This is a genomic window from Paenibacillus sp. ACRSA, from assembly GCF_022346845.1.
Classification (GTDB): Bacteria; Bacillota; Bacilli; order Paenibacillales; family Paenibacillaceae; genus Paenibacillus.
In genome coordinates this window covers 157,226-180,066 of the sequence record NZ_JAKRNP010000007.1, presented here as the reverse complement: position 1 = coordinate 180,066, position 22,841 = coordinate 157,226, and the positions used below count along the sequence as shown (strand labels likewise).

Genomic DNA, 22,841 nt, shown 5'->3' with positions numbered 1-22,841 from the left:
CTCCGTCTCACTACATAACACTACATCGCTCTATCCCTTCGCACCGGATGCATTGGAGCCACGCAATGAACGAGGTGTGTTGTTCCGTGCAGCACCGCCGGATTTGGAGGCGCTGCTGGTCGGTGTATTTTCAAAACGCTTACGTTCCGTTCGCTCCATCTGTACAATCTGACCCTCGTGTACCACGATGTGCAGCGACCCAAACTCCATGTCATTGAGCTGTCCAGCGATTCTGTCCATCCATACCTCATCCACTTTCAACGGCTTAGCCATAGAGCCGCCTCCTCTTCTCGGGCTGTGCCCGCAATATTACTTGAAAAGATATGCCTTATATCCATCCCGATTTATAAAACATTCTTATCCAACCTATATACTTGGATTATACAATATCAGGGCTTCCAGTTGCTGTCAATCGGTATTTTCCGTTAACCAGTTGAGGTTTCTTTTTTTATCATACTGAGCCTTGGCTCATCGTTCGCTCACATTCTTATGTCCCAGCCAGCTCTTGACTAGGAGCGTTGCCAGAGCAAGAATCAGTAGCAATGAAGCGACGGCGAAAGATGCCGAGAATTGATATTCGTTATACAAAATCTCGACATGCAGCGGCAATGTGTTGGTCTCACCACGAATATGTCCAGACACGACGGATACTGCCCCGAACTCGCCCATCGCGCGAGCATTACACAGAATAATCCCGTAGAGCAGTCCCCACTTGATATTGGGTAACGTTACGTTCCAGAAGATTCGCCATCCCGAGGCTCCAAGCGTCACCGCCGCTTCCTCTTCACGGGTTCCCTGATCCTCCATGAGCGGGATTAATTCCCTGGCCACGAAGGGAAATGTGATGAACAGCGTCGCCAGTACAATGCCTGGTAGTGCAAAAATAATTTTGATATCATGCTCAGCCAGCCATGGGCCGAACCAACCATTAGAGCCAAACACCAGCACAAAGATCAACCCGCCGACAACGGGAGAAATGGAGAAAGGAAGGTCGATTAACGTGATCATGATTCCTTTGCCCCGGAACTGGAACTTCGTAATGACCCAAGCTGCTGCGACACCAAATATCGTATTGAGTGGTACCGTAATGGCTGCAACGAGCAGCGTCAGCTTCAGAGCTGACATCGCATCAGGCTCGGTCAGAGCGGCGATGTAGACTCCCCACCCTTGTTTCAACGCTTCCATTAAGACGATGACCAATGGCAAAATAAGCAACCATAACAATACAAGACCTGCCAGTCCAATTAACAGCCATTTGACCCATGGAGCCTCCGTAGTTGCACGGTTTGGCCCAGGGCTCCTTGGTATGCGCGAAGCAGGACTCAGCGGAACAGAACCCGCCATACGCAACACCTCCTTCAGTTGGGTAAGTGAAAAGCTACCATCGAATAACACCCCAATGAATGCCTAGATATTCCCGCGGCTCTTGTACACGGTGGATATATCATTCATTAGAATGTACCGATGCGAATCTGTTACGCCCTGCCTGCCTTCCGGCTCCATCGTTGCAAGGAGTTAATGACCAGCAACAGGATAAATGAAACCAACAACAGCAGCAACGCGACAGCCGTAGCTCCTGCGTAATCAAACTGTTCAAGCTTCGCCATAATGAGCAGCGGCGCGATCTCCGTTTTCATCGGCATATTGCCTGAAATAAATACCACCGAGCCAAATTCTCCAATACCTCGGGCAAACGCCAACGCGAAGCCTGTCAGCAACGGGGGAATAAGATCCGGAAGTAGAATGGTACGGAATATCCGCCACCTTCCTGCCCCTAACGTTGCAGCCGCTTCTTCAACCTCAGCCTCCAGCTCTTCTAATACCGGTTGCACCGTTCGAACGACAAATGGAATTCCGATAAACATCAGAGCGAGTGTAATGCCCGCCTGAGAATAGGCTAATTTGATGCCCAGAGGCTCCGTAAACTGCCCAATCCAGCCGTTTCCGGCATACAGTGCCGTAAGAGCAACTCCCGCCACTGCTGTTGGCAACGCAAACGGCAGATCAATCACAGCATCAAAGAGCCGTTTACCCGGGAATTCATACCTCACCAATACCCATGCCAAGAGCAGCCCTAATCCCAGATTGATTAGAGCCGCCACACCTGCGGTCAGAAAGCTGACCTTAAATGAAGCGAGCACGCGAGGATTCGTAGCTGTCTCAACCAACATAGACCAGGTCAAACCTGTAGAGTTAAACACCAGGGCTGTCAGTGGGATCAATACAACAAGGCTGAGGTAAAATACGCTGTATCCCATCGTTAACCCGAATCCCGGAAGCGTGCGCCTCCGGGTTGTTATTCCCTTGCTCATGAACGTCATCCTCTCTTGCCTTCAGCCGGTCAGGCTGGTTGGCTCCTTGCCATAGGATCGAGTACAGATTGCCCAGACTTAACTGCCCGGAACGTAAATTTGGTCAAAGACCCCGCCATCATTGAAATGTTTAGCCTGTGTATCCCGCCATGTGCCGAATACATCGTTCAGCGTGAACAATTCTAGGTCAGGGAACTGATCCTTGAACTTCTCAGCCACGGTATCCAGTGTTGGACGGTAATAGTTTTCCGCTGCAATCGTCTGTCCTTCCTCACTGTACAGATATTTCAGATAAGCATCAGCAACTTCACGGCTTCCCTTTTTGTCGACGTTTTTGTCCACCACAGCTACCGGAGGCTCAGCCAAGATACTCACGGAAGGAACAACAATATCGAATTTGTCCGGACCCAGTTCCTTCACTGACAAGAACGCTTCATTCTCCCAAGCCAGCAGAACATCGCCAAGTCCACGTTCTACAAACGTTGTTGTGGCTCCGCGTGCACCCGAATCCAGTACAGGTGCGTGCTTGAATAGCTCACCTACAAAGGCTTTTGCCGCCTCCTCGTCATTGTTATTCTTCTTGAGCGCATATCCCCAAGCTGCGAGATAGTTCCAACGGGCTCCGCCGGATGTTTTTGGATTCGGTGTAATGACCTGCGTATCACCCTTAATTAGATCATCCCAGTCTTTGATGCCTTTTGGATTGCCTTTCCGTACCAGAAATACAATTGTTGATGTATATGGGGAGCTGTTATGCTCATATTTATCTTGCCAACCCTCGTTAATGAGGCCTTTGTCTTCAATCGCATCAATGTCATAACCCAGTGCCAATGTAACCACGTCTGCGTCCAAGCCATCAATGACGGAGCGGCTCTGTTTACCCGAACCACCATGAGACTGTTTAATGGTCACATCTTGACCTTTTTCCTTCTGCCAATACGCCGCAAACGCCTTGTTGTATTGCTCGTAAAGTTCACGAGTCGGATCATACGATACATTCAACAATTCAATGGCCTTCGGGCTATCGCCACCACTATCCTGCCCTCCAGATGCTCCAGTTGCATTAGAATCGCCGCCATTTGCTCCGCAACCTGCCAGCACGCCTGTCAACACCAGTGCCAGACCAAATAGAATACCTTTTTGAACTCTCTTTTTCATCAATAACACTCCCCCTGTGGATCTGCGTGACTACATGAACAGGCTGAACAGCTTGGAACGCCACCGAAAAACAAATAACGGAGGGACACCTGTACACACCTCTCCCTCCTAAAGTCATGCCGGCTCGCTGCCGTGTATGCTTTATCGCGTTCGATGTGCTGCGGTGTTCCTCCGTCGATACGGTAAGAACGTTATTCTGTTCAGATGACATTCTCTGCTGCTGGACTGAATCATGAAGTTCATCATGTTATACAGTCTTTTTAATTATTCCTACCTGTTTAGTAAGTTATATGTATCATAAAGGCAGCCCTTTTACCTGTCAAACGTTTTTTCCGATTTTTGCCCAATTCATTTTACAACTGGAAAAAGGCAAAAAAGGAACAGAGCATGTATACCCTGTTCCTTCGCCTACTCTCTGATCCATATTCGTCATGGTACTGATGTGACTGAATCATGAGAATCTCAGGCAGAATTCAATACGCCGAGATGCTTGTCCGTTATTGTCCAGCAATGCGGATATTCGGCACTGGAGGTGGATTCATGCCTTCTCCCAGATAGAAGCTGGTATGTGGCGGCTGATTATAGGCTACATTTTGCCAAGCTACGCCCAGACGGTACACCGGATCATGCATCAACGTGTAGATTCGTTTGTCCGTGAGTGCGGTTGTCGTATAAATACGGAGTGCCGAGCTATCGTTGGTTCGCCATACCACTTCCTCTCTCCAATCACCCAGCAGATCAGCCTGAAGATTCGGTGTAGACTTCGTTCCGTTGTTGGAGGAGGCTCCAGAGGCAGTTAACAGATTCACCGTTCGCCCATTCACATAATCCCATTTGTCGATACGGTTACTGTCTAACAGTTCGCGGAGCAGATCACCATCCCACCAGATGCCAAAATTCGTAGACGAAGGTACGGTTGTCCCGATTCTCTGGCCTTTTGCTGTATACAGCACACCATTCGCCCATACCTCAGCCCCTCTGTACCTTGGATCGATATCCGCAGCCATGCCGCGTCCAATGTCCTTCGTTGTTGGTATACCCCAGATCAACTGACCTGTTCCTGCATCGCGGAATTCAATTCCTGCATTAGACGGTGTCTCATGAACCTGGAATACCTCCATCCCTGGGCGATCTGGATCTAGATCACTGAGATGCATAGCATCGCCATGATGCAGCCTTGTGGTGTATAACCCCTTGCCATCATGATCGACTGCCATCGCACCATAGATAATCTCATCTTTTCCGTCGTTATCCACATCAGCCACACTTAAATTATGATTGCCTTGGCCAGCGTAACCTGAATTGCCTGGCGTGTTCGAATCAAATGTCCATTGCTTCGTCAATTGTCCATTCCGCCAATTGTAGGCCACAAGCACTGTCCGGGTGTAGTAGCCCCGTGCCATGACCAGACTCGGTCGCTCTCCATCCAAATAAGCAATCGTAGCTAGAAAACGATCCACACGGTTACCGTAATTATCCCCCCAGCTCGATACACTACCTCGTGCAGGCTCATAATTGACCGTGGAGAGAGCTTTACCTGTCTGTCCATTGAAGACCGTTAGGAACTCTGGCCCTGACAACACATATCCGCTGCTATTCCGATAATCCTTACTGGCATCCCCAATGACTGTACCCACGCCATCTCTCGTGCCGTCCGCGGTTTTCATCGCAACCTCAGCCTTGCCGTCTCCATCCAGATCATAGACCATGAATTGTGTGTAATGTGCACCTGCGCGGATGTTTTTGCCTAGACTGATCCGCCAGAGACGGGTTCCGTTTAATTTGTATGCATCAATAAAGACTTCGCCTGTATATCCACTGTGCGCATTATCCTTAGCATTCGAGGGATCCCATTTCACAATGAGCTCATACTCACCGTCTCCATCCAGATCACCTGCACTTGCATCATTCGCACTGTACGTATAAGCGACACCATCAGGGGTTGTCCCACCAGCGGGAACACTGAGCGGTACTGTCAGATAATTATTCCCCCATACACTTGCTACCTTGGAAGCCGCCTGCTCTGCCCCACCTACGACTGCTCGAACCGTATACTTAGAGTTGTTCGTTCCACTTGCATCCTGAAGGTTGGTGCTGTTCGTAATAGGTGAGGCGTTCACCTTCGTGCCATCCCGGTATACATTAAAAGAAACATTCGACCCTTCCGTACCGAGTAACCGCCAGCTTACAAATACCCCATTCCCCGTCTTCACCGCCACAACGCCGCGGTCTAGAAATTCCATCTGACGTGCTCCTGCTGCATGAGTCACCGACGGAGCGGTTAGACCTAGAGATGTAACAAGCAATGCTGAACTTAATAGTGTAATGCCTGCCGTTCGCAACCTGCGCTTCCATGACGATCGATTGACCATACGATTAGCCTCCCCAAATGATTTGGTAAGCCCGATGCTGCTTAGCGCATCTTTATTGTAAGCGCTTTAATATATACCATTGTAAATTAAACATTTAATTCCATATATAGGTCTTAATTAGTAATTTTCATTTGTTTTGCGTAAAATAATTTCGCTTTTCTCTACTTAATGACACTTTCGTTGTCAGATAGCTATATACAAAACAAAGCTGTAAAATCACGTGCGTACACATGATCTTACAGCTTATATGTGTTGTAAGCACCCATAGCTTACAAATAATATCTTAATCTACAGGAACAATACATACCGGACGTGGAACTTCTAGCTTGAAGCCGGTGTGCGTCAGTCTTCCGTCCTCGCGATCCATCTGGAATGCAACGATATTGTTGCTGTCCTGGTTAGCTACGAGCAGTATTCCCCCTGGCAGTACATTGAAGTTACGCGGAGTCTGTCCCAGTGTGGAAGTCCAATCCACCGCTTCGAGCTCACCGGATTCCTGATCAATATGATAGAGCACAATACTGTCGTCTCCACGGTTGGAGGCGTATAGGAAACGTCCACAAGGGGAGATTCGGATATCCGCAGCCGTGCCTTCTCCCGTATGTCCCTCAGGTAGAGTGGATATATGTTGCACTGTACTAAGCTCTCCCCTGCGTGCATCGTACATGAATGCAGTCACCGTATTATTGAGCTCATTAATGACATAGGCCCATTTGCCATTCTCGTGAAATACGAGATGTCTTGGTCCTGAACCTGGAGGTTGGTTCGTCTCCCGGTGTGTTACCAAACGCCCTTCTTCCAGACGATAGACAATGATCTGATCTAATCCCAGATCGCATACGACTGCATATTGCCCTGATGGATCTGGCTGAATGGAGTGTGCATGTGGTCCTTCCTGACGGTCGTCATTCAGACCTCTTCCGGTATGCTCAATTAACGCGCTCATCTCACCTAACGTATCTTGATCACCTACGGGAAATACGTTGACACTCCCACTACTGTAATTGGATGCGAGTACCCAGTTGCCATCCGCTGTAACGGACACATAACAAGGCGAAGCCCCTTTGGTGCTTTTGCGATCCATGAGGTGCAGCTCACCCGTGGACATGTCCCGGCGATAGACCAGTACCTCTCCCTCATCCGTTTCACTCGCAACATATAGTGAATTTTCACTTGGACTCAAAGCCAAGTAAGATGGATTGTCCACCCCTGCAATATCATGTGCAATCCGCATCTCGCCTGTATCCGAATTCAGCGCACCTACATAAATACCTGGTTGATCCGCTGATGCATAAGTTCCGACATAGAAAAACGTATCCTTGCTCATAGCTTGTCCCATTCCTCCATCGCTCCTTATTCTCTCAAATAGGTATGCTTACATTGCCCTGCATTCTAACTTCAACGCTCATGTTCTAACCTCGAAAACCTCATGTTCATATTGCCTCTCTGTTATGTACTTAACCAATTCCCCTTATTTTGCTTCAGCTTCTAATCGTAAGACGTTCTTCCAGAATGCTTTTTGCTAACGCCCTGTGCATAATCATTGACTCGTTTATTCTACCTCACCATAATACAAGTATGAAACCATATAACAGCTCATCTACCTTACGCAAATCCGACGGATTCCGTATGCAAAAACTAATCGTATTACCTGACCCACTACTAGAGGAAGCCGCGGCTTATCCCGTAACGTCCGGTTTGTACGTTACCGACATTGGATACTTTCATGAGGCGGAGAACCATTACCGGGATCGACCAGAGGGCTGCCCCTCCCATATTTTAATGTATTGTGCCGAAGGTACAGGGTGGTACGCCACGGACGGCGGCAAGAGACAGGATGTTAAGGCCGGTAGTCTCGTTGTTCTCCCTGCCCACGTTGCTCATATCTATGGCGCATACTCAGCCGATCCCTGGAGTATCTATTGGATTCACTTACGTGGTGAACATGCCGCTGTCTATATGGAACCACTGCTGGCTGGAGGTGTGTTAACTATGGCTCCGGCGAAAGCTCAGAAGTGGCTGGAACTATATCATGAATGCTATGGAGCATTGGAGACGGGTTATTCCTTACAAACGATGACGTACACCTCACAGATTGTTGGATATATGTTAGGCATGCTCGCTTACGGACATGGTACGGAGGGCAATATGATTAGCAGCAAACGAGCTGCCGAGCAGTCTGTACAGTACATGCTAGAGCATCTGGAGAGCGGAGTAACACTCAAAGAATTGGCTGCACAAGCCAGCCTCTCTGCCCCGCATTATTCACAACTGTTCAAGCAAGCGACAGGATATTCGCCAATTGATTATTTTCTGCGGCTTAAGATCCAACACTCCTGTCGCTATCTTGATTTTACAGATTGGACGGTGAAGCAGATTAGCTCGAAGCTTGGTTTCAAAGACCCCTATTATTTCTCACGTCTGTTCCGTAAAATGATGGGTCAATCACCTACCGATTATCGGAACAAGTCCAAAGGATAGCTCAATTTATATATCCAAAAATATATATGGAAAAATGCAGCAACCTTTTGCATGGAAGGGTCGTCTATAGGGGCAAATAACTTTAAAACAAAGGGATACCCTTCCTAGAAAAGTGAGGCGACTTGATATGAAAAAAAATATAATTGCTCTGATGACTGCGGGAGCATTACTTACCTTATCTCTTGGTGCTACACCTATTCATGCTGCGCAAGGCGGATTCACAGATCTTCAGGGAGTTGCGGGAGCAGATAAAATCGAAGCATTGCATCACGATGGTTTGATTAAAGGCTTGAGCGACAACTTGTTCAAACCAGAACAACAATTAAACACGGCTCAAGGCATACAGTTGCTTGCAGATGGCCTGGATCTGAATTTGGATGCGATCCGTTTCGTCAAAGAACCTCTACCAAGTGATTCCTTCTCCAAGGTACTTGATCATGTGTGGTACAGCAATGCCTTCATTCGTGCAAAATATAATGGCATCCAGATGGCTGATGATATCGATCCATCCAAACCGATGACTCGTGAGCAATTCACACTGTTCATCATGCAAGGGATTGAAGCCAAAGGCGGCCTACCGATGATCAAGCTTCAACCTGTAGATATTACAGATGAGCAAGAGCTTACTCCTGAGTATCAAGGAGCAGTTCAGCGTTCGTTAGTGTTCAAGATTAACACATTGGATGCCGAAGGCAATTTCCATCCCAAAGAAGTCATTACTCGCGCAGAAGCTGCCGTGATGATGTTTAATGCGATTGAACATATGAATAATTTTCATGCACCAGTAGTCCCGGAAACACCTGAAAAATAATTCGATCATTATTTCTGTAACTGTCATGAGCTAACAGGCAAGTCTCGTTATACTTTCAATTCTATTCAGATATTAAAAAGCCCCTTATCACAGATCACGAGAAGACTTCAGCGAGCAAGATAGCACTTAGTCTAATCGTTGTCTGTACGGTAAGGGGGTTTCTTGGTTGGATGGATGAATGCTTGGTTAGTCGCCATAGTATGTTGGTTAGATGGAAGATTGATTGGTTAGTTGGTTAATATGTTGGCTGGATAGACAGGTAAAATGTTACTCATACGTTCCGATCTCAATTTGACCAGCAACAAATTCATTTTTCGCACGATCGTATGTATAGGTTACTTTGAAATCACATACATATTGCGGTGATGTCCCAATACTCGCACCTAATCTAGAGATGATTCGCTGATTCTCTAAGGCATAGATGACTACCCCGCCAAAGGCAAGCTCGTTTTGATTGGAGTTCGGTGCTAGCTCAACATTAGAATTAAACTGATGTTCTTGGCCTTGCACTTTGACCGTAATTGCTAAAGTACCATCTTCGTTGGCCGTCACGTGAGATTCGATCTGATCTGCCACAATTTCTTCATATTGTTGTACTTTAATCAGAGAGAAGTCTTCCGCTCGAATGACATGCATATCGAAGTGATCCAGCCCTGTACCTTTCCCCGTCTGAATGATAACTACCGCTTCTTCTCTACCATCACCCGTAAGATCTGTATAAAAGACCTGGGGGTTCATATCGGTCCCCGTATTCTGGACACTCCAATCAAAATTTTGCTGCCTGCCCTCGATATCGACCGTCACACCTTCAATCTCACCCTTGGATTCTTGTATCGCATATAGCTTCACACGCTCATCTTCGGAAGATGCAATGAACTTGGGTTTCACCTCAGGCTGTTGCTGCACCATCTCCAGTTCATTCGAAGACTCGTCCGCCTGCTTCAGATCGGTTGCTAGTTGATTGGATGCGCACCCCGATAAACAAATGGCACTTACCAACATCAATAAGGGCAGTACTTTTTTCAACTCACATCACCCTTTCACCTTCAAACTATTAGCTATCCTGCTACAGTGATACCCCACATCAATTTATTTCAATTAATCCTTGGATAATTCGAACGTGCTAGGCTGCAATTCGCCATTATGTAGCCTATACTTCACTATGGCGTTTCCCAAATAATGACCCAAGGAAATTTGAATAGGTAGCTCCGCAACAAGCTCATGATTCTGGACATCGTACCTTACTATATGTTGAACGTTAGGCTGGTCGAACCAGTCGCTTGAGTCTCTGTCATTGAATTCGTACGAATACTCGTGTTCATTGGCCGTTATCGTATAGTGGCGAAGTCCCTGTTCTGTATAAAGTTCAAGTTTCATTTGGTTCATTGCAAACTCTATGGGATCTACTACTGGAATTTCAGTAAAATCAGGTCTTAGAACATGTACTTCTGATTCATGTATACCTGTGCCTGCACCCTTCGTTAATACAACTACAATCAGGTTCTCGCCTTCTGTACCAAGAGAACCACGATAAATGACTGGATAAAACGATGGATTGCTCACATTACTCCAGGAATACGTTTGGGTCGCTTTATCTATTTGGACAGTGAGCGAAGAAAACACATCTCCCTGTGCCCTACCATAGATTGCAACTTGATCATTCTTATTTTCAGTCAAAAGCAAATCTGGGACGGTTGTCGCCAATTCCAAGCTATTTTCCACTGAGTTAGCCTTAGGCAGTATGACTTGATTATCACTACATCCAGAGAACAACAATGCCCCCGTCATTACCATCACGATCTTCCTCAAGATATATCCTCCATTTGTTGAATCATTTGTTCTAACTATACACATGAACGATACCCAATAAGTTTATAAATTGTATTATATTATTTAAAAAATAGAGATAATTGAACCGCCTAACTGTACCTACCCGATTTGATCCACGTAGGCCCGACATCGCTAAGCATCTGGATTCGCCAAATTCATTACACCGCGTGCCATGAGTTTAAATGCAAAACAGCCGCATGTCCTCTCATTTGAGGAACATGCGGCTGTTTTTATACACACCATATGGCGGTGCTTATCGTGGCTCTATCTTAGAAAGAACCTTTAACTACAGTTTCGGACAATGGGAAACGACCTGCTGGACGAGCTGGTTGTGCAGCTTTACCTACAGTGATCAACAATGTCGGGATGTAACGTGCAGGAATGTTAAACGTTTCGACCAATTGTTGTGGATTGTAACCACCCATTGGGCAAGTATCATAACCCAAAGAACGTGCAGCGAGCATAATGTTTTGCGAAGCAAACGATGCGTTACGGATCGCTTCATCACGTGCAGTTTGCGCGCTTTGGTAAGCACCGTTGATTTGACCAACCAATGCATCGCGAACCTCAGCAGGCAATGCGCCAGCTTCAACAGCCTGATCATAGATAAAGGTATTGCGGTTAGCTTCCAAGTCACCTAGGACAGCAATTGTAACCGAGCTGTCTACGATTTGACTTTGGCCATAAGCGATTGGCAGCAATTTAGCTTTGTCCGCTTCGGACTCAATCACGAGGAATTTCCAGTGTTGCAGGTTCCAAGAAGACGGTGCTTCAGAAGCTGCAGTCAAGATTGCATTCAAGTCAGCCTCAGGCATTACAAAACCTTTTTCGTATTTTTTGACAGCGTGACGTTCGCTAATTACGCGAAGTGTTTCATTGTTAGACATGTTCTCCACTCCTAATTCTATTAATTATTGTAAATATCATTGCTGTTTATTTCGCTTTTAATTTCGCAAGGCTCTAATCCAACAACCATGATAAGTGGTGTAGTGACATACCCACCTTCCGAAAATAACATCAGCGCAGAAGATTGACTCTATCTGTGTTCACGTTATGCCCGGAATAATCTTGAAGCCTTTATGAATCGTGAAACCGGGGCAACGTTGTTCTGTTATATAAGCAGTCTACAGTCTCCCCGTAATCACAGGGTATCTGAACTGAGCCTAAATATGAAATATATACATATAAACTGTAGCTATATAAATTCTGTAGCCAGAATTAATCCTTATCTTGTCTCAATAACTCATTCATGGACTTGGATATCCCTTCACTTTTCCCGATCCGATGCTTCACATCCTCGATGGAAATGCGATCAAAATATATGCTCAGCGCTTCTTCTCCTCCGTCATATATGCCTCCCATGACATCCCTCATGTTAGAGGACACAACGCACGGCGAACCTGACTCGCCAGAACACCAATTGGGCCCAAGTGAACCCCCAGCAACCAATCTGTATAATTCCCCAAGCTTGATCTCATCACTTGGACGATTAAGCAAGTACCCTCCGTGAGCGCCTTCTTTAGTCGTCAAATACCCATGCTTCCGCAGCACACTTAGCACCTTACGAACTCTGGCAGGGTGTGTACCCACACTATGAGACAAATCTTCACTATTGGCCATACAGTCTTCCTTCATGGATAGAAACACAAGACAATGGACGGCAATGGTAAATTCGCTGTTCATGACTTACTCCCTTCCCGGCAAAAAACACCGATGGACTTCAATCCAAGGTAAGTACAACTGTTATTATATGAATGACAGTTATGTTTGTCAACTTCTTCTACGGCAGTGCTTGAACACAGGATATCCCTTGATGTGTCTATATATACAGCCTCCTATGCAAGCCAACCTTTGCTTGGTCACTATGTACTTAACCTATATAAGAAAACAAAAAGTGAGCCCTCCGCTTCGCGAAAGGCTCCAATAAGATAGACATATGAAAGGGCTTACTTGATTATTATAATCGGTAATCTTTATTTTGAAAACGCTTTTTTTGTTAAATTAAACATTTCGTATCTTCTGTTATTTTTGCAAAGAGTATTGCAAAAACTAATGACATTAGTTATATTACTAATACCATTAGTTTTAAGGAGGAATTACGATGCGTATTACGCGTGAATATAATGTCATTCAAGTTTCATTCCTCCCTCGACTCTTCCCTGTGAACGTTTATTTTGTTGAAGAGGACGCTGAATTAACTCTGATCGATGCAGGAATGCCTTTCAGTCTCAAGGGTATCCTAGCCACTGCTCAATCTCTTAACAAACCCATTACTAAGGTGATTCTAACTCATGCCCATGGCGACCATGTTGGCGCCTTAGACAGTCTTAAGAATGCACTCCCTAATGTAGAGGTGCTAATCTCTACACGGGACGCTGCACTACTCACTGGAGATGCTTCGCTATTGTCTGATGAACCACAGACGCCGGTACGCGGCAGTGTACCCAAGAACATTCACACCCGCCCAGATCACCTGCTGGAAGATGGTGATCGCATTGGATCGTTACTGGCGATTGCTACCCCTGGTCATACACCAGGGCACATGGCATTTATGGATACGCGCAGCGGTGTTCTCATCGCTGGCGATGCCTATCAACTGCAGGGCGGCTTGGCCGTTGCCGGACAGCTGCGCCCCCTCTTTCCATTTCCCGCGCTAGCCACATGGCACCGCGAGACTGCTCTTGCCAGCGCTAAGCGCTTGGCTGAGCTAGAACCGTCCGTGCTGGCTGTAGGCCACGGACGAATGTTACGTCAGCCAGCAGCGGCGATGCGCGCGGCAACGGCTGACGCAGAGCAACGGCTGCGCCTTGCCGGAGGGCTTCGATGAGCCCGCGGCAAGGGCTGGATCGCGGCATGCTGCTGAATGCCGCGGCCCAGCTTGCTGATCGCGACGGATTCCATGCGCTGACGCTGGCCGCATTGGCCCAGCGGCTCGATGTGCGCTCTCCGTCGCTTTATAACCACATCAGCGGTCTACCCGGGCTTCGCCAGGAGCTTGCGCTGATGTCAGTAGAACAGCTCGGCCAGGCACTAACCGTGGCCGCCGCAGGACGTGTCGGTAGCGAAGCCATTCAGGATATCGCTACCGCCTATATTGATTTTGTACGCCAACATCCCGGGCTTTACGAGGCATCCTTCCATGCCCCTGATCGGAATGAGCCGCAGCTCGCCGCGGCCAGCACTGTAGCGCTACAGTTGTTGCTGGACTCTTTACAGCCCTATAGACTGTCCGAAGCCGATGCACTACATGCGGTGCGTGGCCTACGAAGTTTGTGTCATGGCTTTGCCTCCATTGGCGCACAAGGTGGGTTTGCCATGAATTTTGAACCTAGCGAGAGCCTGCACTTCACCATTTCATCCTTCCTAGACGGGCTAAAACAACGCAGTAAAGACAGTTAACTGTTCCGCTCATAACCTCATAACGCGCAAGAGGGCTGCAGCTAATCCCTGCAACCCTCTTCTTCTATATGGTCGTGTATATGATCGTGGTCTCTTAGGCTCTAGGCACATGACCCTGTCCTACAAAATACACCTACAGTTCAACTCAATTATAGTGTGTCACTGCATGACCCGTTTACTTATCTGCGTGAAGCTCCGAATAAGCCGAACCTCCTGATCCGCCATGCCCTCTTAGACTCCAAATCGCCTTGATAAGTCCATGAATACGGAAGATGTTATTCATCGGTCTGAACCAGAACGATTCAGATAATGCATACAAGAACAGACGCGTGACTTCACGTGCCGTGTACCTTATGCGTGCCAGCCATACTTCAAATAGAATGACTGCCGCAGATAGGAGTGAACCATAGAGCACTAAGAGCATACCCAGCACAACCAGTAGACTGTTCTCCACAAATGGTAGCAGCATACCTACCAATAATAGCAACAGCGTCCCGATCTCCAAAACAGGCCCAATTAACTCTACCATGATAAAATACGGGATCGTCACCATGCCCATCCAACCATACTTCGGATTGCCTGCCATCTCCCGTTGCTCCCACATCGTATTGGTCAACTGACGATGCCAGCGTATACGCTGCTGGTGCAGCCCAGTACATGACTCGGGTACTTTCATACTGCATACAGGGTCGTCAATATATACGATTCGTCCCCTGCCCTTGATCTGTTTCATGTGCTTATGAAGACGCATGATCAGCTCTAGATGAGCCATTCTTGGATCAGGATTAAATCCTCCGATTTCCATAACATAACTTCTTTTGAACAAACCAAAAGCTTCTGACGTAAACAATAACGTATTGATATTGTATCTAACCAAGCCCAATCCACTGATGAGAAATGCACGGATGTACTCAATCCTCTGCATCATAAGCAGTGGACTTCTTGGAAGAGCTGCGGCCGGCTTCTCTCCTTGAATAAGAAATCTGGAGCAGGACATCCTCTGCGAGTTCGCAAGCTCTAACCGCCCGCCACAAGCGATGATCTCTTCACCCGGCAACGCAGCCATAACGGGCTTCATCATTTTTACAAATGCATATTTGTCTAGCATGGTCGTTGAGCCAATGGATGCAAAATACGGATACTGAGACACACGTATCCCCGCATTCAAAGCATCGGAGTGTCCTCCATATTGCTTGTCGACCACGACAAGATTGTCATATCGCAGTGATCGATATGCACCTCTAATCTCTCCAACCGCCTGCCCAATGCTGGAGTAATGGATCTTGCTCTTCACGGTAGACAGCTCATACACTTCCATTAAGCGTTCCATCGTACCGTCTGTTGATCCATCATTAATAACAATCACTTCATAGCATCCATAGTGGATATCAAGGAGGTGGGATACGTCCGCAATAATAGTCTTCGCTCGATTATGTACGGGAAGAAGTACAGACACCGGGGGAGCGAGTGCTTCATTGAGCACTTCATCATAGTGAAGCAGATCCAGATCCTTTTTTCGCACCATCGTACGAACTGCCGCTAGAAATAACCATATACATGCGATGACCACAACAACGAGGTAGATCCATATGCCTTTATAACATAACAGAATTAAACTCTGCAGCAGCTCAAGCCATCTTTCGTTCATACTGCTTCCTTTCCAGCGTTTCTTCCGCTATCTGCCTCGCGTATTTGTCCGGATGTACCCGTGCTACGCAGCGTAATTTCTCGATTCCTCGATCATATTGAGCGAGAGAGTTCGCAGCTTCCTGCCTTATTTCGTAAGCAGGATCACCCATAAGCCCATTCAGATGCTCAATAAATCCCTCTGTGTGAACACGTCCCAACAACCTAGCGTACATGAGTCGTTCTAGACGTGATCGAATACCGCCCTCTTCTTGCCAAGCCAGCAGCAGCTTTTCCTTGGTTCCATCACTCAGCCTACCGATCTGGGCTAAAGCACGAAGCGAAAAGATACGCTGCTCTACATGGTCTTCGAATAGCAGTCGTTCTAGTAATGCCAGCTCTCTCGTCGTTTGCACATTTCGAATGCGCATCGCATCCACGACGTTACACTTTGCCTGCATAGGAAGCTGCTCATAGTGATCAATGACTTTCTCCCAGATCTTATCCGTAACTAATAGCATAATCTGCAAATATTGCGAATCCGACATCGCTGTGTTTTGCCTGAGCAACTCTTTCACTAAGCGTACATAGCCTGTCCTAGCGTACATTCTCAGAATAATAAATCGTTCCTGATTCGTGCATAACGAAGAACGCATCATCTCTTCCAGCCTAGGCAGGAGTTCCGTCATCTGAAACTGCTCTATGTAGAGCAATGTATTAATACGTTGACTCCATTTCATCGAACTAAGCTTGGTCCGGTACAACGCACCAAATACCTGGCCTGCGAGGAGGCGAATCTTTCCCCTTTGGAGATCATCCGTACTTTCCTCTAATTGTTGCAGTAACACTTCCTGTAACGCTTCTTGCTGAACTTTCCTCATATCCAGCAGCTTAGGTGTGATCTCCCCTCTTGCAAAATAATGACGAAGTGCAGAATCATCAGCAATTAGGTCGCGGAATGCTCTTTTTTGGAGTTTTAGCGTTCGTTTCGTCAGCTGATTTCTCCACAACAAGATGAGATAGATAATGAGAAGCGTCACGAACACGCCTCCACAGATTACACCGGTCACCTGAACCAAATAGTTACTTCCCGTTTCCGTCCACCCGGACATGGATCTCCCGAACCCCTGCATTTTGTCTCTCATATACTCACTCATGACTTATCCCCTCAATCGAATAAACCGCCCACCATTGGTTACACTAGTAACCATTTCCATAGCACAATGTTCGTCTTACAACCGGTGCGATATACTTATGATCTGCTGATTATTAGCCGTCCTTAGATACGGTCAAAATGCTTACTAAGCATTCTATCGGCAAACTACGTTTGTGATATAATAGGGAAAGAAAATTCTGAGACTTCACATAATGATCCGAATGGCTTCAGCAATATATTATTCCAGAAAGAGGGATATCTTCGTGGCTCAAATTAGTCCATTTTACCTTCAGATCGGTGCAACTCTGGGTATGCTCATCATGGCGTTGCTTGCCATTTTCATTCGCATGAAAGCTAGTCATCGCCCAGTCACTATTCGTAAAATCCTGATCCCCCCGCTTGGTATGAGCACAGGTTTTCTCATGTTTGTCGTTCCTGAAACACATGTCCCACTGCTGTGGGCAGCCATTGCACTGCTTGTTGGTTGGTTTATTTTCTCGTATCCACTTATTCGCAGTACTCGCTTCGAGCGGATTAACGGTGAAATATTCGCAACGCGTTCGCGCAGCTTCGCTTTTATCCTGCTTGGACTGCTCGCTGTGCGGCTCATATTGCATGAAGTCATCCAGCGTTATATATCCATTCCACAGACAGGTGGACTATTCTTCCTTCTCGCCTTCGGTATGATCGTCCGCTGGCGTGTGTACATGTACAAGCACTATAAAGAAGTGCTTAGTGCAGAGGAAGCCTAAACCCTCTCTGCTCCATTCTATTCACACATATAAACACACCAAAGACACGTTCTCTGCATAGCTATGCGGAAGAACGTGTCTTTTTGGGATAGGCGTTCTATAGGGCTGCATTCCATCGGAATTCAGTCACAGAACCAATATGGAAGTACACTTCATTTCTTCATTTCATCTACATTTACTCTGGATCGGCAACCTTCACCAGTTGTTTACCTAGATTATCCCCTGAGAAGAGACCCATGAATGCTTCAGGTGTCTGTTCGAAACCTTCCACAATATTTTCCTCATATTGAATATGACCTGCTTTGATCCATTTAGCTAACTTCGCACGACCTTCCTTAAAGGACTTGGCGTAGTCACCCAAGAGGAATCCCTTCATCAGTGCTGTATTGGTTAACAGCAGGGTCTGCGGACGCATACCGATATCTGGCTTTTCCAAGTTATAGGAAGAGATCTGCCCACACAATGGAATACGCGCATTTCGATTAATGTGGCGTAACACCGCATCGGAAATTTCACCGCCGACATTATCAAAATATACATCTACACCATCCGGGCATACCCGTTCAATGGCAGCAGACATATCGCTCTCTTGTTTGTAATTCAATACCACGTCAAATCCTAATTTGTCTTTGAGGTATGCACATTTCTCATCAGAACCAGCAATACCTATGACACGAGCGCCTACGATCTTGGCAATCTGCCCTGCGATCATCCCTACAGCACCTGCCGCGCCGGATACAACGACAGTCTCGCCTTCCTTAGGTTTACCGATATCCTCCATCCCGAAATATGCCGTTAGCCCCGTTAGACCAACCGCACCCAAATATGCAGTCAATGGAGCTTCCTCGGTATCGATCAATGAAAGATCTCCCGTATTAACTGCCGCATAACGTTGCCAGCCCCACATTCCCGTCACAAGGTCACCCTTGCGCAGATTAGGCTCCGAGGACTCCACCACTTGACCAATTGCTCCGCCTTTAATCACTTCGTTCAGCGCATAAGGTGGTGAATAGGACTTTGTATCCTTCATCCGACCTCGCATATACGGATCAACCGACAAATATAATGTACGAACCAGAACCTGTCCTGCTTCCGCTTCAGGAAGTGGTGTATTTATAAATTGGAAATTGTCACGGGACGGTGCACCCTCCGGACGAGATGCAAGTACGATCTGTTCATTTTCAGACATCTTAATGACCTCCTTGTAACCAGTGGATCAGAACTAACTCTCGTTAACGCTCATACTCTACCACCAGCACGTTATGTTATTGCGCTTCTTCATAGAAATTGGTTCAAATCGTCCACCGTACTGAAAACAGGACTTTTTGAACACACTCTTATATTTTAAACCGAAACAGGCGGATCACAAACGTGGGCCGCCTTGAAATTACTAAATTATAGTGATTGAGTCTCAGCCATACTACCTTATTGAGCCGTCAGAATCACTGGACCATCTGCTGTAATCGCAATGGTGTGCTCATATTGAGCAGACAAGCTTCCATCCATTGTACGCGCCGTCCAACCATCTGAATCAAGCTTACTACGGAACGTACCGATGTTCAACATAGGCTCAATGGTAATGACCATGCCTTCTTTGAGTCGTGGGCCACGATGAGGCGGGCCATAATGAGGCACCTGCGGCTCTTCATGCATTTTCTCGCCAATGCCATGCCCGATAAACTCACGAACAACCGACAACCCTTCGCCTTCAGCATACGTTTGGATCGCGTGAGAGATATCACCGATTCGGTTGCCGACTACAGCGAGTTCAATGCCTTTATATAGCGAGTTTTTGGTCACATCTAACAGATGTTGTGCTTCTGGCGTAACTTGCCCTACTGCATAAGACCATGCTGAATCAGCAAGCCATCCGTTCAAATTCACGACCATATCAATCGTTACGATATCGCCGTCCTGCAACACATATTTCCCGGGAAAACCATGGCAGATTACGTCGTTTACTGAAGCACATGTCGCAAATTGGTATCCGTTATACCCTTTTTGCTCCGGCGTTGCGCCATTTTTCTTCATAAAAGCTTCTGCAAATTGGTCAATCTCCTTGGTTGTGATCCCTGGACGAATCATTTTCGCTATTTCTCTATGGCATGCGGCAAGAATCTCACCAGCTTTTTTCATCTGTTCAATCTGCTCTTTTGTTTTCAATGTAATCATTCCGACTTCTCCTTGTCCGTTAAGATCTTACCCTGTCTTCTATTGTAACGCGAATCACTCCAAATAAAAAATTCCGTATAAGTAACCCTGTACATAAACGTGAAAAACACCAACAATCTATTATACGCCTGACCCGATCTTTATGAATATATTTTTCTGAAGAAACCCGAAACCCTCTTCCTCGGCTATGCGTATATGCTAAAAACGATGGAAGACGAAAGGATGAAAACTCATGCTCAAAAAAATTCTTGGCAAACTTCTCGACTCCAAATCTTCATCACACCGAAGGCGCCACAGCTCCTCTGACAGACGACGTTCCTATAAACGGTACAGCAGTTCGTCAGGGAAACGTTCCTATAAACGCTACTCCTCATCAGATATGAAATACCGGGATAGCCGACATGGCTCTGGTTACTATAAGAGCAGAAAGTATAGCTCAAGCTAATCAAGCTGCGCGCTCTTGAACGATAAAATGTGCATAGTAGTACTCCAATTTGGGGGTTGGTAAAACTCACTTTGGCGTGCTGTGTTAACTAACAAAAGGGTGTCCACGCTGGCTGTATCCTAAGCCAGCGAGACACCCTTTTTATATATTCGTTCCGTATAATTAAACAACAAAAAGGACCTCCGCTATGAAGTATACAGAGGTCATTCGTCACCATCTTAGCACTACACCTGATGTTAAACTGATCCATGCAGCTTCGGCAGAATACGCTGCATCTCAGCCTGCAGCTCGGGTGCCCCCGCCTCGTACCCAGGTCTAAGCCCCAGCAATCTCTCCAGCATAATGGCCAGATCCGGCTGAAGATCCAGTTCCTCCTGCCAGCTTGCAGGTGCTTTCCCTTTCTCTGGTTCATAGGCAGAGTACAGCATAAACAGAAGAAAATGACCAAGATCCTGCAAATCCTGATCAGACGTTGCTGGTTCATCTTCAGGTGCAGGCAGCTCACGCATACGTCGTTTCAGCTCTGGCAACAACGGCTCCCCCATTTGCCTCGCCAGGCCAAAATCAATCAGATGCAAGTGTCCATCCTTCATAATCACGTTGGGAATTCTTACATCCCCATGGATATAACCCTGCTGATGAACATGAGCGATCGGAGATAACAATTGGCTCGCCAGCTCAATGCATTCTCGTTCGCTATATCGCTGACCCTGTTCGAAGATATACGTCTCCAACGTCTCGCCTCGAATATATTCTATGGCGATGTAACTTCTTCCCTTATATATAAATGCATTCAAAAGTTTGGGAATCGCCGGGTGCTGTAGCCGGCTCATCACATCTGCTTCTCTACTCAGCAATCGGGCGGATAACTTGCCTTTGCTGGGCTTCGAACCTTTTAACGCAACCTCATCTCCTGTTTGTTCATCTATACAGAGGTATGTCAGTCCATAGCTTCCCATACCAAGCAATTCACATATCGTATATCTTCCCGCTATTTTTGCTCCCTTTGACAAGGGTCGATCTGTCCACAGTCCCAGCAATCTTTGCCAGCTTCGTTGCAGCTCCACTCATTATCCCCCACTAGCATACGACCGCTACTACTCCATCAAGATCATGCAGAGCAACCTTCGTTTGCTGATTTTCTTGTTGTTATGGAGCTTATTATAACAACAGCGCGGTGGGCAATCATAGCACGAACAGCAGTGAATCTTATGCTGTGTGCCCGCTTATACTTATGCCTCCTTATGCTTCTTCGGCAATAGTCCAAATAACATGCGGAGTGTGGTTCCTTTAGGTTTGCGCTTTCTTCCCTGATAGCTGCGTAAATTGGTCACTAATTCACGATCTCGCTCTTCCTCCAACTTTTCATTCATCCATAAACGCTGCTTCTCCATCTGCTCTTGGAGAGCCTGGTGCGTATCGGCAAGATGCTTTAGGGTTAATTCTAATTCATCCACTCGGTGCTGTAGCTGCTGTACTCGATCATCCTGCGGCGCCACTGCACCAGCCGTCACTTCAGTAACTAATTGTCCTAATCCTTCATATGATCTCAAGCTATTCGGCAGCTCAGCTTCTTCCGGGAATAACGCGGGCATAATCGTTGCCGCGCATTCGCTTTCTGACGTATCACCTATCTCAACTGTGGATGCTTCTGGAGATAGAACGGTGACCACAGCATCCACCAAGGGCAAATTATGTTCTCTCAGCTCCGTCATCAGCCGCTCGATGCATTCCACATCCTCGGATCGAAACAGTCTAGATTTGTTGGCAGAACGTTCAAACCGGTAGCCCTGCTCCTCAAGTGCTGCTGCATATTTTCGAAGTGTACTGGCTCCAATGCCCAGACTCTTAGCCGTTTCCGTCGTAGCTCCTGCTTCTTCAATCATCATTATTCCCTCCCGGAATGAAGTCTTTTGAAATTCAAGGTCGTGACTTCAGCGTCTACCTTTTGTAACAACCATCGGATCGGGGCAACTTGTCTACTCTGCATATACATGCACAATACCTACACATGCACTGCATTATGATTCGCTTGCCCTTATGTATTCGTCAGTTCTGCTTGTGAACCCTTTGACGCTTTAGTTCTGTTTCTGTGGATTCATAAGAACTTTTGTCAGACCATTTATTCGCATAAATCCCTGATGATCCGACAACCTACAAGAATGGTGTCATGTCGAATGCGGTCCGTGCAAATGCCGTCAAAATTTTGGAAGCACCACTATTCATGTCAATTTTGTTAACTCCGTTGCTCCAATACGCTCCCGCGATAACGGATATCATTGCTGTATCGCTTTTTCATGTGTTATCTTATGTAACGTAGAAGCTAT

21 protein-coding genes are annotated in these 22,841 nt (G+C 46.7%); 5 read left to right on the top strand and 16 right to left on the bottom strand.

The annotated features are described in order from the left end of the window. Positions 1-30 precede the first annotated feature (30 nt). The 6 genes from MH215_RS20210 to MH215_RS20185 all read right to left on the bottom strand — a co-directional run bounded on the left by MH215_RS20210 (position 31) and on the right by MH215_RS20185 (position 7,181). The gene (locus tag MH215_RS20210) at positions 31-273 is read right to left on the bottom strand and encodes a YezD family protein (RefSeq protein WP_056704017.1); all 243 of its coding nucleotides are present in this window, start codon (positions 271-273) and stop codon (positions 31-33) included. 195 nt (positions 274-468) lie between these two features. Then, the gene (cysW, locus tag MH215_RS20205; RefSeq protein ID WP_239293027.1) at positions 469-1,344 is read right to left on the bottom strand and encodes a sulfate ABC transporter permease subunit CysW; all 876 of its coding nucleotides are present in this window, start codon (positions 1,342-1,344) and stop codon (positions 469-471) included. A gap of 131 nt (positions 1,345-1,475) precedes the next feature. Next, positions 1,476-2,312: a sulfate ABC transporter permease subunit CysT gene (cysT, locus tag MH215_RS20200; RefSeq protein WP_239293026.1), complete on the bottom strand. Its 837-nt coding sequence runs from the start codon at positions 2,310-2,312 to the stop codon at positions 1,476-1,478. A gap of 78 nt (positions 2,313-2,390) precedes the next feature. Next, positions 2,391-3,470, bottom strand: coding sequence for a sulfate ABC transporter substrate-binding protein (locus MH215_RS20195; RefSeq protein ID WP_239293025.1), 1,080 nt, complete (start codon positions 3,468-3,470; stop codon positions 2,391-2,393). 497 nt (positions 3,471-3,967) lie between these two features. After that, complete coding sequence (locus MH215_RS20190) at positions 3,968-5,842, bottom strand: rhamnogalacturonan lyase (RefSeq protein WP_275446245.1); 1,875 nt, start codon at positions 5,840-5,842, stop codon at positions 3,968-3,970. A 283-nt stretch (positions 5,843-6,125) separates the two neighbouring features. After that, positions 6,126-7,181, bottom strand: coding sequence for a lactonase family protein (locus tag MH215_RS20185; protein WP_239293024.1), 1,056 nt, complete (start codon positions 7,179-7,181; stop codon positions 6,126-6,128). 290 nt (positions 7,182-7,471) lie between these two features. Here MH215_RS20185 and MH215_RS20180 point away from each other — a divergent pair, with 290 nt between their 5' ends. Together MH215_RS20180 and MH215_RS20175 are read left to right on the top strand one after the other, a co-directional pair. Then, positions 7,472-8,323: an AraC family transcriptional regulator gene (locus tag MH215_RS20180; RefSeq protein WP_239293023.1), complete on the top strand. Its 852-nt coding sequence runs from the start codon at positions 7,472-7,474 to the stop codon at positions 8,321-8,323. Positions 8,324-8,450: 127 nt separating this feature from the next. Then, a complete protein-coding gene (locus MH215_RS20175) occupies positions 8,451-9,134 on the top strand; it encodes an S-layer homology domain-containing protein (RefSeq protein ID WP_239293022.1) in 684 nt (227 codons plus the stop codon). A 267-nt stretch (positions 9,135-9,401) separates the two neighbouring features. Here the strand turns inward: MH215_RS20175 and MH215_RS20170 are convergent, their stop codons facing one another. The 4 genes from MH215_RS20170 to MH215_RS20155 all read right to left on the bottom strand — a co-directional run bounded on the left by MH215_RS20170 (position 9,402) and on the right by MH215_RS20155 (position 12,647). Continuing rightward, positions 9,402-10,160 (bottom strand): hypothetical protein, encoded by a 759-nt coding sequence (locus MH215_RS20170; RefSeq protein WP_239293021.1) that lies wholly within the window; start codon positions 10,158-10,160, stop codon positions 9,402-9,404. 72 nt (positions 10,161-10,232) lie between these two features. Next, a complete protein-coding gene (locus tag MH215_RS20165) occupies positions 10,233-10,943 on the bottom strand; it encodes a hypothetical protein (protein WP_239293020.1) in 711 nt (236 codons plus the stop codon). Positions 10,944-11,233: 290 nt separating this feature from the next. Continuing rightward, positions 11,234-11,851, bottom strand: a complete 618-nt coding sequence (locus MH215_RS20160; RefSeq protein WP_056703986.1) for a nitroreductase family protein — start codon at positions 11,849-11,851, stop codon at positions 11,234-11,236. 331 nt (positions 11,852-12,182) lie between these two features. Next, complete coding sequence (locus tag MH215_RS20155) at positions 12,183-12,647, bottom strand: RrF2 family transcriptional regulator (RefSeq protein ID WP_239293019.1); 465 nt, start codon at positions 12,645-12,647, stop codon at positions 12,183-12,185. A 418-nt stretch (positions 12,648-13,065) separates the two neighbouring features. On the opposite strand from MH215_RS20155, the gene MH215_RS20150 reads away from it, so the two are divergent. After that, positions 13,066-13,791 carry an MBL fold metallo-hydrolase gene (locus MH215_RS20150; protein WP_239293018.1) on the top strand — a complete coding sequence of 242 codons (726 nt, stop codon included), beginning with the start codon at positions 13,066-13,068 and terminating at the stop codon, positions 13,789-13,791. Continuing rightward, entirely contained in the window at positions 13,788-14,363 is a 576-nt protein-coding gene (locus MH215_RS20145) for a TetR/AcrR family transcriptional regulator (protein ID WP_239293017.1), read from the top strand. The genes MH215_RS20150 and MH215_RS20145 overlap by 4 nt, the downstream gene beginning before the upstream one ends. Positions 14,364-14,538: 175 nt before the next feature. On the opposite strand, the gene MH215_RS20140 is transcribed toward MH215_RS20145, so the two are convergent. Further along, positions 14,539-16,011, bottom strand: a complete 1,473-nt coding sequence (locus MH215_RS20140; RefSeq protein ID WP_239293016.1) for a glycosyltransferase family 2 protein — start codon at positions 16,009-16,011, stop codon at positions 14,539-14,541. Beyond that, positions 15,992-17,146 carry a HEAT repeat domain-containing protein gene (locus tag MH215_RS20135; RefSeq protein WP_239293015.1) on the bottom strand — a complete coding sequence of 385 codons (1,155 nt, stop codon included), beginning with the start codon at positions 17,144-17,146 and terminating at the stop codon, positions 15,992-15,994. The genes MH215_RS20140 and MH215_RS20135 overlap by 20 nt, the downstream gene beginning before the upstream one ends. A 262-nt stretch (positions 17,147-17,408) precedes the next feature. On the opposite strand from MH215_RS20135, the gene MH215_RS20130 reads away from it, so the two are divergent. Beyond that, complete coding sequence (locus tag MH215_RS20130; protein WP_200956224.1) at positions 17,409-17,897, top strand: CcdC family protein; 489 nt, start codon at positions 17,409-17,411, stop codon at positions 17,895-17,897. A 175-nt stretch (positions 17,898-18,072) separates the two neighbouring features. On the opposite strand, the gene MH215_RS20125 is transcribed toward MH215_RS20130, so the two are convergent. The 4 genes from MH215_RS20125 to MH215_RS20110 all read right to left on the bottom strand — a co-directional run bounded on the left by MH215_RS20125 (position 18,073) and on the right by MH215_RS20110 (position 22,403). Then, a complete protein-coding gene (locus tag MH215_RS20125) occupies positions 18,073-19,086 on the bottom strand; it encodes an NADP-dependent oxidoreductase (RefSeq protein ID WP_239293014.1) in 1,014 nt (337 codons plus the stop codon). A 236-nt stretch (positions 19,087-19,322) separates the two neighbouring features. Further along, positions 19,323-20,069, bottom strand: a complete 747-nt coding sequence (map, locus tag MH215_RS20120; RefSeq protein WP_239293013.1) for a type I methionyl aminopeptidase — start codon at positions 20,067-20,069, stop codon at positions 19,323-19,325. A gap of 681 nt (positions 20,070-20,750) precedes the next feature. Then, on the bottom strand, positions 20,751-21,581 hold the full coding sequence (locus MH215_RS20115) for a serine/threonine protein kinase (protein WP_239293012.1): 831 nt from the start codon (positions 21,579-21,581) through the stop codon (positions 20,751-20,753). Between the two features lie 165 nt (positions 21,582-21,746). Beyond that, complete coding sequence (locus MH215_RS20110) at positions 21,747-22,403, bottom strand: hypothetical protein (protein WP_239293011.1); 657 nt, start codon at positions 22,401-22,403, stop codon at positions 21,747-21,749. Between the last annotated feature and the right edge of the window lie 438 nt (positions 22,404-22,841).

What these genes read in the sequence shown, in the direction of transcription:
- cysW (WP_239293027.1), bottom strand. Translation starts at nt 1,344, where the DNA reads ATGGCGGGTTCTGTTCCGCTGAGTCCTGCTTCGCGCATACCAAGGAGC.
- MH215_RS20175 (WP_239293022.1), top strand. Translation starts at nt 8,451, where the DNA reads ATGAAAAAAAATATAATTGCTCTGATGACTGCGGGAGCATTACTTACC.
- MH215_RS20125 (WP_239293014.1), bottom strand. Translation starts at nt 19,086, where the DNA reads ATGTCTGAAAATGAACAGATCGTACTTGCATCTCGTCCGGAGGGTGCA.
- MH215_RS20210 (WP_056704017.1), bottom strand. Translation starts at nt 273, where the DNA reads ATGGCTAAGCCGTTGAAAGTGGATGAGGTATGGATGGACAGAATCGCT.
- MH215_RS20160 (WP_056703986.1), bottom strand. Translation starts at nt 11,851, where the DNA reads ATGTCTAACAATGAAACACTTCGCGTAATTAGCGAACGTCACGCTGTC.
- MH215_RS20190 (WP_275446245.1), bottom strand. Translation starts at nt 5,842, where the DNA reads ATGGTCAATCGATCGTCATGGAAGCGCAGGTTGCGAACGGCAGGCATT.
- MH215_RS20185 (WP_239293024.1), bottom strand. Translation starts at nt 7,181, where the DNA reads ATGGGACAAGCTATGAGCAAGGATACGTTTTTCTATGTCGGAACTTAT.
- cysT (WP_239293026.1), bottom strand. Translation starts at nt 2,312, where the DNA reads ATGAGCAAGGGAATAACAACCCGGAGGCGCACGCTTCCGGGATTCGGG.
- MH215_RS20135 (WP_239293015.1), bottom strand. Translation starts at nt 17,146, where the DNA reads ATGAGTGAGTATATGAGAGACAAAATGCAGGGGTTCGGGAGATCCATG.
- MH215_RS20195 (WP_239293025.1), bottom strand. Translation starts at nt 3,470, where the DNA reads ATGAAAAAGAGAGTTCAAAAAGGTATTCTATTTGGTCTGGCACTGGTG.
- MH215_RS20155 (WP_239293019.1), bottom strand. Translation starts at nt 12,647, where the DNA reads ATGAACAGCGAATTTACCATTGCCGTCCATTGTCTTGTGTTTCTATCC.
- MH215_RS20110 (WP_239293011.1), bottom strand. Translation starts at nt 22,403, where the DNA reads ATGATGATTGAAGAAGCAGGAGCTACGACGGAAACGGCTAAGAGTCTG.
- MH215_RS20140 (WP_239293016.1), bottom strand. Translation starts at nt 16,011, where the DNA reads ATGAACGAAAGATGGCTTGAGCTGCTGCAGAGTTTAATTCTGTTATGT.
- MH215_RS20145 (WP_239293017.1), top strand. Translation starts at nt 13,788, where the DNA reads ATGAGCCCGCGGCAAGGGCTGGATCGCGGCATGCTGCTGAATGCCGCG.
- MH215_RS20180 (WP_239293023.1), top strand. Translation starts at nt 7,472, where the DNA reads ATGCAAAAACTAATCGTATTACCTGACCCACTACTAGAGGAAGCCGCG.
- MH215_RS20150 (WP_239293018.1), top strand. Translation starts at nt 13,066, where the DNA reads ATGCGTATTACGCGTGAATATAATGTCATTCAAGTTTCATTCCTCCCT.
- map (WP_239293013.1), bottom strand. Translation starts at nt 20,069, where the DNA reads ATGATTACATTGAAAACAAAAGAGCAGATTGAACAGATGAAAAAAGCT.